The sequence below is a fragment of the Bdellovibrio sp. HAGR004 genome (genome assembly GCF_055397015.1).
Window position 1 is genome coordinate 3,626,897 of sequence record NZ_AP029176.1, and the last position, 9,861, is coordinate 3,636,757.

Genomic DNA, 9,861 nt, shown 5'->3' on the forward strand with positions numbered 1-9,861 from the left:
CCGACGACTAAATTACCGCGCATGACGGCCCCATACGATTACAAGACAGATCACAAGCAACTGACCCAGTGGTACAAAAAGAATCATCGCGCCCTGCCTTGGCGGGAAAATAAAAATCCTTATCGAATCTGGCTATCTGAAGTGATGTTGCAACAAACCACCGTGGTTGCCGTGATCCCTTATTTTGAGAAATTTCTAACAAAGTTTCCCACCGTTCAGGATCTGGCAGCAGCTCCGGAAAGTGAAGTTCTGGAAGCCTGGGCGGGTCTTGGTTATTACTCGCGCGCGCGCAACCTGCACAAAGCCGCCAAAGCTTTGGCCGAAAAAGGCTTTCCACAATCCGCAGCAGAGCTTTTGCAACTGCCCGGCTTCGGACCCTACACATCCCGTGCGGTTGCCAGCATTGCTTTTGGTGAAAAGGTCGGCGTTCTGGACGGCAACGTCATTCGTGTGCTGTCCCGGCGATATGGATTAAAACTGGAATGGTGGAGTGGTAAGGGACGTGATCAACTGCAAAAGATCTCTGATCAGCTTTCCCTGTTAGGACAAGCCGACGTGGTCAATCAGGCCCTGATGGAGCTCGGAGCGACTGTCTGCACACCACAAAAGGTGACTTGCATGCTGTGTCCTTGGGCTGCCAGCTGTGTGTCCCGGGAAAAAAATCTGGTGGACAAGTTACCACTGAAAAAGCCACGCAAAGAATCCGAGGTCTGGGTCTGGAAGCCCCTGGTCGCGATCAAAGACCATAAGGTGGCTTTGGTACAGAATGACTATGCTCCATTCCTGAAGGGACAGTTGATTTTCCCCGGGGAAATCAGCATGGAAAAAAACAAGCCCAAAGCCTATGATGCCAAACACAACATTACCCATCATGATATCTTTATTCAAATCACCCAGAAGAAGTCCTTGGCAGGTAAAAATCTGCAGTGGGTGAATTTGAAAGAACTGAAGAAGGTGAATCCTTCTTCACTACTCCAGAAAGTATTGCACAAGGTTGAGATATGAAGTTGTGGTTCAGTCAGGCGATCGGGGCTCTTTGTTTTCTTTCCGTGGGGTGCTCCCACCTCAGTGTGACCAAAGATGTTCTGACTCCGGATTACCTGCTGGCCAAGGGTTCCAAACAGATCACTTTCCTGGGCGACAACAATCATCCGCGATTTTCCGATGATGGCGGCAAACTGCTTTACAGCAGCCGTCAGCGCAACAGCCACAAGGGCTCGCAGATTTACGAAATGGATCTGGTGAAGAACAAAGAACGCAGAATCACGTTTTCTGATGGCGATGCCTTCGATGCGATCTACATCAGTCCTTTTGAAATTCTGTATTCTTCAACCACTGATGAAATCAAGGAAAGCCCCCTGCTGAACAAAAACTTCGACAAAGAAGTTCCTCCGTCAGATCTGTACATGAGCGACCTGTATGGCACACAGATTTTGCGCCTGACCCAACAACCTGGCTATGACGGTCAAAGCAACTTCCTGCCTCACCCCAGCAAGCCTGCCATCCTATTCACCTCTCGTCGAGGTGGCCTGACCGGGATTTACCGACTGGACCTGAAGAATCTGCCGGTCAGCCTGATCTCTGCGGAAAAAGACAAGGAAAAGCGCTTCCCGGCATTGACCCTGGACACCAAGCAGGTCGCGTGGGTTGAAAAGAACTTAAAGACCCACGAGGAAAGCCTGGTGCTTTTCAAGTTGAAAGAAAGAATCCCGTCCGTCCTGAAATCCAATGAGGGCGAATATCGCGATTTGTTCTTTGCGCCCCGCCCCCCACTGCGTCTTTTCTATAGCATCGTACGCAAAGGAGAAAAGCACAGCCAGCTTGAGGTTTATGACATTGAAAGGCAGTGCACACAGGTCGTCTTTAAGGGAAATGACTCGTTAGCGGCCCCAACCGTGTCCGATGAGTCCACCGAACGCCTGGCCTTCACGCGTAATTTTCAGGACAAGAAACAAATTTACATTGTGACTTTGCCATCTGATTTAGGCCCTTGCTTGGAACCACCTGCTCAAGCTACCATCAAGGAGTGAAGACCTTTATTGCCTTTCTTTTTTTAACTCCTGTCATGTCCCTGGCGGCACCTTACCCGGCGACCAGCTCCTCGGCCTTGACCAATCCGGAAAAAGGGCTTTATTTCCTGCATAAGGGCTTTACGCTGAAAACCGAGGGCACCTCCTGGGTGCCCCAAGCCAACTCTGAACAAAGCATTCTGGACACCGTCCGCTTTGCTGCCAAGGAAAACGGCAAAGGCACTCTGAGTATTCGCACCGATAAAATCGCCAAGAATGCCTCTTTGGATCTTTACACACGCAAATGGATGCGCGATTACCCGAACTATGGTTTCGAGGTGATCTCTGCCAAGAACTTTGAACTCAATGGCAGTCCGGCGCTGGTGGTTGACATGTTGTCACGCTCGAAGAACAAACAAATCCGCCAGGTGATTCTGAAGCATGATGACCGTGTGGCTGTGATGACCTGCCTTGATGACAAAGCCACCTTTAGCGAGTCTTTGAAGAACTGCAACCAGATCATGAAGTCCTTTGCCTGGTCCAAAGAAGACGAAAAAAAGACGGCCACCAGCGTACCAGCACCAGAGACTCCCGCTCCGACCCAAAAGCAATAAGTCACCTCAGAAACAGACCTTCCGCGGCTCCCCGTTTTAAATGGGGGTGAGAGGCTAGCAACTCAGATCTTCGATTTGAGCAAGTAATTCTGACCTTTGTTTTTCGAAGATTCGATCCTCGGCCTTGATTGCCGGGACGCTTAAATCTTTTAAAAACTACCAAGCGCCTCAAGTCTTTTCATCCAGTCTCTTTGAGTGAGGCCTCTTGTGTGGGACAACTTTGTAAGAGGATGCGCTAATTCACTTATCTTATTGATAATTTCTTTTGATTTTTTTGAGTTAAAAATATCCCAGTAAATATCTTTTTTCCCATTAAAAACTAGGGCCGCATCTGGATCTTCTTGCTTGCCCAAATAAGCTGCGATCTCTAAGTAGTCAAAATCTCTTTCCTGAAGCAATTCTTTGATTTCTTCGGCCTCGGCATCACTAATATTCAGTAATGGCCGCATACGATTTAAAAACTCCACTCGATCGGCAAGCTCCCATACGGTGCGCTGTGTTGTTTCAAGTTCAAAGTTCATTGATAAAATCTCCCTAAAATTTTTACTAATGGAGGCTTCCAAGGATGGACTGCTCTGATCTCATCATTGATTCCATAGGTCTGCAAGACGTTGTACTGCAGTCTTTCAAAACTGACAAATCAACTCTAACATGTGAATTATGGGTGCAGCAAAAAAAAGATACTTGTGTTTGTGAGAGCTGTGGATTTTCTTTAAAAAATGTCAAAGACTACAGAATACGCAAACTAAAAGCTCCCCCTCTGGGGGCTTATAAAGAAGTGATAGTTCACTATCGTAGATTACGCGCTGTTTGCGACATGTGTTCAGGGCAACTTCGAATGTCTCCTATGAAGGGAGTTCACCCTCAATTCTCAAACATGACTTTGGCTATGGCTGAGGTTGCTGGTCTTCTCATGGAAGAGCTTACCTGCGAAGCTACAAGTCGCTATTTCCGCACGAATTCCAAAACCATGTGGGATCTGGATCAGTGGAGAATGAGGCACATGAAGAAATTCTACAAACTCCCTGATGATCTCAACGTCAGTCACATGAGTGCCGACGAAGTACACTTTAGAACTATAGTAAATACTCAAAGGAATAGCCCCTTTTCTGAGCGCTGGACCACTCAATATATAACCAGCCTTGTCTGCTCTAAGCTCTCAAAAGTCATTGCAACAGCTGGCGGACGAGATGCTATGGCTCTAGCAAATTGCCTCAAGACTTTATCTAAGAAAACTCGGGACCAAATTATATATTTTGCCTTAGATATGAATGCTGGATATTTCAGAGCTGTTTCCAAGCTATGTCCTAATGCAGAGATTGCTGTGGATAGATTTCATTTAGTTCAGAACCTTAATGAAACATTTAATACTCTCCGCAAAGACGAGTTTAGACTGGCAAAAAAAAGAAATGACAGCTTTCAAGCCGGGATGCTCGAAGGGGGGCGCAGATTTATCCTCATGGAACGCAATCCCAACTTGTCCATCGAAGAACAAAACCTTCTTGGGAAATTAAAAATGCTCAATACAAACATCAATGCGGGAATGTTGATCGTTGATTATTTCCATAAAGTTCTGGATGAAAAAACACTTCCAAACTTCCGAAAATCTCTGGCGCAATGGTACTACTTGGTTCGAGAATCAGGTATCAAAGTGTTCAAACAATTTGCTCAGAAGATTCGAAAATACAGGCTTAATATTCAGGCATATATTAAATCTAACCTGACCACTGCCATCTCAGAGGGCATCAATAATAAAATCAAAGTTCTAAAGAGAATGGGGTATGGATACAGCAACCAAGAATCTTTTGAACTCAAAATATTGCAACGCTGTGGGCTTCTTAACTCGTCTCATATTGATACGACTGGATGGCATTGGCATATCCCCCACCCCCAGTAAAAACGGAGAGGCACCTTCCGCAGTGCCCAAAGGTGTCACTCCCGGTGAGGCTTAAACAGGCGCCACGCCTTCAGTACAAATATGCTCACATTCTCAACTGGCATAAACCGCGCAAGCCCTTGTTTTAACTGCTTTAACAAAAACACAAGGAGACTTTCATGATGCGCAAACTTCTTTTCCTGACCGCTTTGCCCTTTATGTTCGCCACCGCCGCACAGGCTAAACAACGCGCTGCTATTATCGTCAGCGCCTACAACGAAATTACGATTATCGACCAAGCGACGAAGATCCCTGCCAATGTTCTTCTCACGGATAAGATCTGCTACATGGGGACCCTGGAAGAAATTGAACAGATCATTCAAAAGACCATTAAAAACAGAGGCGATTTTGCACTGACCGACATCAGGACCCTGGAGCTTGCCACGAAAACCCTCATCATTGCCCAGATCGACACGGGCATACGGGTTTACGACATTAAAATGGCTCCTTGCAGCCGATAAAAGCGGGAGCTCGAAAAAAGAAAGGGAGTCCTTCCGACTCCCTTTTGTTTTTTTAGTTCTGATTTTTTCTGAGCCACTCGGCCATCGGCAGAGCAAAGTACGTGAAGATCACATCCGCCCCCGCACGGCGGATAGAATAAAGCGTTTCCACCATTCCGCGTGTTTCATCCATGATCCCGGCTTTGTGACCGGCTTTGATCAAACTGTATTCACCACTGACGTTGTAAGCCGCCACCGGAAGATGGGTGTGCGCTTTGACTTTCGCAATCACATCCAAATAGCTGAGCGCCGGTTTCACCATCACCATGTCAGCGCCTTCGGCCACATCCAGATCAATTTCACGCAAAGCCTCACGCGTGTTGCGATAATCCATTTGATACGTTTTTTTATCGCCAAACTTCGGCGCCGAATCCAAAGCATCACGGAACGGACCATAGAAGCAGGAAGCATATTTCACAGAGTAAGAAAGAATGCCGGTGTTGATAAAGCCTTCGTTGTCCAAGGCTTCTCGAATCGCCCCCACACGCCCATCCATCATGTCTGAAGGCGACACGATGTCCGCTCCGGCACGCGCATGAACCACAGACATCTTCGCCAGAAGCTCCACTGTTTCATCATTCAGGATTTTGCCATTTTCCACAACGCCATCATGACCATCCGAGGAATACGGATCCAATGCCACATCCGTGATCAATGTCACATCGGGGAACTTGTCGCGGATCATTTTCAAGGTCGTTGGCACCAAACCATTCGGATTCAAAGACTCGGTCCCGTATTTGTCCTTCTGCGTTTCCGGAAGTGCCGGGAACAAATCGAAGGTCTTAACCCCTAAATCCACAGCTTTGGATACTTCTTTCAAAATCATGTCGGGGCTCAGACGGAAAATGCCCGGCATTGTCTTAATCTCTTGCTGTTCCCCCTTTCCATCGACTAGAAAGAGCGGCAAAACAAGCTGGGAAACCCTTAAATCGGTCTCCGCCACCATTTGGCGCAAAGCTTCAGTATTACGATTTCGTCTCGGTCTTTGAGTGAGCTTCATATATGGCCTCCACCCTGGGGTCTTATATTGAGTCATTGCCTATTTTTTAGGCTTCATTTCCGCAGGGTCCATGACATTTCGATGACACTTTAATGAAAGGTTAGTGATAAACCTAACGTACACATGGAAGATATACTTCTCGTTCACAGAAAATCCAATAGAAACTTCGCGGAAGGTTTTTCGGCTTCACTTCAAGACGCCGCCATCTTTAAAACCTGCCTGCGCAAGATTTTGTTCTGCACTGAAATGGAGCTGAACAACTATGCGGATATCATTGAACCAGAAGACACCATTCTTCGTGGCGAAAACGCATTAAGCTTGTTGCTTGAGATTCTGTGCGGCCTGCATTCACCGATCATTGGTGAAACGGAAGTGTTCGGCCAGTTCAAACTCTTTGTCGAATCTCGCAAACAAGCTCAAGACCCTCTCTTCGGTGACCATCAGAAGTGGTTGAACTTTGTCATGGCTGAAGTGAAAAAGACCCGCGCCCAACATCTTGTGGGACTGGGCTCACAAAGCTACGGCAGTCTTTTGCGTCGCTACACCAAAGACATGGACTCTGTGACCATCTGCGGTTCCGGCCACCTGGCTCAGGAAATCCTGCCGTGGCTGGCCCTGAAGAAGTCCAATCAGGTGATCTGCCGTGATCCTGCCAAAATGCAGGTCTTCGCCGACAAATACGACAACCTGACTGTTTCCACTTACAATGATGCTTATATTCACGGCGAAGCTTTGGTAATTGCTGCACCTCTTACTGATGAGCGCATTGTCGAGCTGATGATCAAACAAGACACCCGTCCTTCTGCGGTCTATGATCTGCGCGGCGAGGACAACCGTCTTGCTGAAATCGTGGCGACACAATTCCCTCATGTGGCTTTCATGGGTCTTCACAAATTCTTTGCGGAGATCGAGGAAACCAAGAAAGATACAACAACTAAACTGGAGGCCCTTAAAGCCGCTCTTCTTGAAAGAGCCCTGGCCTTCACACAAAGGACAGAGCTTCGCCCACTTGGTTGGGACGACATATGCGCTTAAGAATTTCCGCAAGGAAAAGTGATCTGGCCCGTCTTCAGGCCTACATGGTCGGAGACGCTCTCAAAGAAAAAAATCCAGACATCGAGATCGAATACCGCTTCCGGGAATCTCTGGGGGATAAAAACCTCACAGACCCTTTGTGGAAAATTCCCGAAAAAGGCGTCTTCACTGAAGACTTCTTCGGCGAGCTTTTGCGCGGCGAAACCGATCTGGTGGTTCATTCGTGGAAAGACCTTCCGACCGAACACAAATCTGAAACTGTGATTGCCGCGACTTTGCCGCGCGCCGATCAGCGCGATCTGTTGCTGGTGAAAAAATCCCACTTCGACAAAATCAAAAGCAGCAAGACATTGAATGTTTTCAGCTCTTCGCCACGCCGTGAATACAACCTGACGGGTTTCTTCAAGGAACATCTTCCCTTTGGTCTTCAGCAGGTCAAATTTGAAAGTGTGCGCGGCAACATGCTGACTCGTGTGCGTAAGCTGATTGAATCACCGGAAACAGATGGCCTGATCGTGGCCAAAGCCGCTTTTGACCGCCTGTTCAGCGCCTCTTTGCCCGAGTTCCTGGAAGGACAACAGCAGCTGCGCCAGTACTTCAAGGAACTGAACTGGGTGGTGCTGCCTTTGTCTGTGAATCCGAATGCGGCAGCACAAGGAGCCCTGGCTGTGGAGGTTTTAAAAACCCGCACAGATCTTCTGGATATTCTAAAAACCATTCATGATCCCGAAACATTCCACTGTGCCCAAAAAGAACGTGATGTTCTTTCCAGTTTCGGGGGCGGCTGCCACCAAAAAATCGGTATCGCCGTGCTTTCCCGCCCTTATGGTCGCATCACCTTACTGAAAGGCCTGACGGACGCAGGCCAGGTGCTGGATAAAAGAGAGCTGGAGTTAAAATCCCCTGCGCCTCAATTTGCTGCGGACGAACTGTGGTCTTCTGACGTCACGGCCGAGCGGGAGGCGCTTAAAACCTACCAGATTCCAGCTGGCACCAGAGGGCTTTTCGTTGCACGCAGTGAAGCCTGGCCTGCTGACTTGAAATGGTCGGATTTTGTGTGGACTGCGGGTCTAAAAACATGGAAAAACCTCTCTCAAAAAGGTATATGGGTGCACGGATGTGCGGAAAGCCTTGGCGAGCAGGAAGAAGCCCGTTTGGACATCCTGGCCGGTGAAAAACTGACCTGGGCCAAGCTGAGCCACGAAGACGGTTATGACTCTGCTCAAGCAAACATAACCCTGGTTCCGACCTACACCCTGAAAGCGCAACAGGATAAGAACTCCCTGCAGGGTAAAAAGTTCTTCTTCTGGAGCAGCGGCAGTCAGTTCCTGAAAGCGGTTGAAGAGAATCCCGAAATTCTTTCCCAACACCACGCTTCAGGCCCCGGCAACAGCCACCAGGTGATCCGCACTTACTTGGAAAATAAAAAATCATACGATCCCAAGCGTTTACATATATTTTTGGATCAGGAAGACTGGAGAAAACAATGCACAAAGTAACATCGGAAGAATTATTCCAACGCGCTCTTAAAGTTGCCCCTGGTGGCGTTCACTCTCCGGTTCGTTCCTTTAAAGGTTTGGATCGCGCCCCTGTGTTTTTCAAACAGGCCGAAGGGGCCTTCCTGACTTCTGTTGAAGACAAAAAATATATCGACTTCTGCCAAAGCTTTGGCCCGCTGATTCTGGGTCACTTGGATGCAGAGGTAAAAGAAGAAGTTCACCGCATGGTCGACACCGCTTGGACGTTCGGCGCCGCCGAAGTTTATTCGCTGGAACTTGCGGAATGGATCACCAGCACTTTGCCGTTCATGGAAAAACTGCGCTTTGTTTCTTCCGGCACAGAAGCCGTGATGAGCGCCTTGCGTGTGGCACGTGCGGCAACTGGTCGCACAAAGATTTTAAAGTTTGAAGGCTGTTACCACGGTCACGTGGACAACTTGCTGGTGAAAGCCGGTAGCGGTCTTGCCGGAACAGCAGCTTCCTCCAGCGCGGGAATTCCGGCAGAAGTGGCCGCACACACCGTCGTGGCCCCGTTGGATGATGAAGTGAAACTGGCGGAAGTGTTTGCAGCCCAAGGCAAAGACATTGCCGCCGTGATCATTGAACCTCTTCCGGCGAACTATGGTCTTTTGGTTCAGCGTCCGGAGTTTTTGCGTAAAGTGGCTGAATTGTGCGAGAAAAACGGCAGCTTGCTGATCTTCGATGAAGTGATCTCGGGCTTCCGCGTAGGTTTGGGTGGCATGGTTGAAAAAACCGGCATTCGTCCTGACCTTGTGACTTACGGTAAAATCATCGGTGGTGGCTTCCCTGTGGGTTGCTACGGCGGTAAAGCGGAACTGATGAACATGGTGGCGCCAAGTGGTGATGTTTATCAGGCCGGAACCTTGAGTGCGAACCCGATTGGGATGCGCGCGGGTCTGACCACGCTTAAAAAAATGCAGCGTCTGGATGGCTGGAATGTTCTTGAAAAAAGAACTCACAAGTTCGCACAGACTTTGAAAGCCGGCTTTGCGAAAAAAGGACTGAACCTGGAAGTCAGCCAGGTGGCCTCTTTGTTCTGGATTCATGGCCAAACACCGGCTCCGATCCGCTCTATTGATCAGATCCCGCAAAACCAGGGTGGCACTTTCAAGAACTTGTTCCTGAAGTCCCTGAACAACGGCGTGTATCTGGCACCAAACGCCTACGAAGTAGGTTTCGTGTCCATGGCCCATTCCGAAGATCTTCTGGATCAGGCTGCGCAAATCATTATTGAGGCGGCAGAGTAA

At 48.5% G+C, this 9,861-nt stretch carries 10 protein-coding genes; 8 read left to right on the forward strand and 2 right to left on the reverse strand.

The annotated features are described in order from the left end of the window. Positions 1–21: 21 nt before the first annotated feature. The 3 genes from ACZ5ZV_RS17945 to ACZ5ZV_RS17955 are packed head-to-tail and all read left to right on the forward strand — an operon-like array spanning position 22 to position 2,623. On the forward strand, positions 22–1,005 hold the full coding sequence (locus ACZ5ZV_RS17945) for an A/G-specific adenine glycosylase (protein WP_464118588.1): 984 nt from the start codon (positions 22–24) through the stop codon (positions 1,003–1,005). Then, a complete protein-coding gene (locus ACZ5ZV_RS17950) occupies positions 1,002–2,030 on the forward strand; it encodes a TolB family protein (protein ID WP_464118589.1) in 1,029 nt (342 codons plus the stop codon). The genes ACZ5ZV_RS17945 and ACZ5ZV_RS17950 overlap by 4 nt, the downstream gene beginning before the upstream one ends. Continuing rightward, positions 2,027–2,623: a hypothetical protein gene (locus ACZ5ZV_RS17955; protein WP_464118590.1), complete on the forward strand. Its 597-nt coding sequence runs from the start codon at positions 2,027–2,029 to the stop codon at positions 2,621–2,623. The genes ACZ5ZV_RS17950 and ACZ5ZV_RS17955 overlap by 4 nt, the downstream gene beginning before the upstream one ends. A gap of 149 nt (positions 2,624–2,772) precedes the next feature. Here the strand turns inward: ACZ5ZV_RS17955 and ACZ5ZV_RS17960 are convergent, their stop codons facing one another. Beyond that, on the reverse strand, positions 2,773–3,144 hold the full coding sequence (locus tag ACZ5ZV_RS17960; protein WP_464117095.1) for a hypothetical protein: 372 nt from the start codon (positions 3,142–3,144) through the stop codon (positions 2,773–2,775). A gap of 44 nt (positions 3,145–3,188) precedes the next feature. On the opposite strand from ACZ5ZV_RS17960, the gene ACZ5ZV_RS17965 reads away from it, so the two are divergent. Both ACZ5ZV_RS17965 and ACZ5ZV_RS17970 read left to right on the forward strand, forming a co-directional pair. Beyond that, positions 3,189–4,520, forward strand: a complete 1,332-nt coding sequence (locus ACZ5ZV_RS17965; protein ID WP_464117094.1) for an ISL3 family transposase — start codon at positions 3,189–3,191, stop codon at positions 4,518–4,520. A 158-nt stretch (positions 4,521–4,678) separates the two neighbouring features. After that, the gene (locus ACZ5ZV_RS17970; RefSeq protein WP_464118591.1) at positions 4,679–5,020 is read left to right on the forward strand and encodes a hypothetical protein; all 342 of its coding nucleotides are present in this window, start codon (positions 4,679–4,681) and stop codon (positions 5,018–5,020) included. Between the two features lie 52 nt (positions 5,021–5,072). Here the strand turns inward: ACZ5ZV_RS17970 and hemB are convergent, their stop codons facing one another. Then, a complete protein-coding gene (hemB, locus tag ACZ5ZV_RS17975) occupies positions 5,073–6,059 on the reverse strand; it encodes a porphobilinogen synthase (protein ID WP_464118592.1) in 987 nt (328 codons plus the stop codon). A gap of 123 nt (positions 6,060–6,182) precedes the next feature. Here hemB and ACZ5ZV_RS17980 point away from each other — a divergent pair, with 123 nt between their 5' ends. From ACZ5ZV_RS17980 to hemL, 3 genes are read left to right on the forward strand one after another with little or no spacing between them, the layout of a single operon-like run. Beyond that, entirely contained in the window at positions 6,183–7,094 is a 912-nt protein-coding gene (locus tag ACZ5ZV_RS17980; protein WP_464118593.1) for a Rossmann-fold NAD(P)-binding domain-containing protein, read from the forward strand. After that, positions 7,085–8,593, forward strand: a complete 1,509-nt coding sequence (gene hemC / locus ACZ5ZV_RS17985) for a hydroxymethylbilane synthase (RefSeq protein ID WP_464118594.1) — start codon at positions 7,085–7,087, stop codon at positions 8,591–8,593. Before ACZ5ZV_RS17980 ends, hemC begins: the two co-directional genes overlap by 10 nt. Further along, positions 8,581–9,861, forward strand: coding sequence for a glutamate-1-semialdehyde 2,1-aminomutase (hemL, locus tag ACZ5ZV_RS17990; RefSeq protein WP_464118595.1), 1,281 nt, complete (start codon positions 8,581–8,583; stop codon positions 9,859–9,861). Before hemC ends, hemL begins: the two co-directional genes overlap by 13 nt.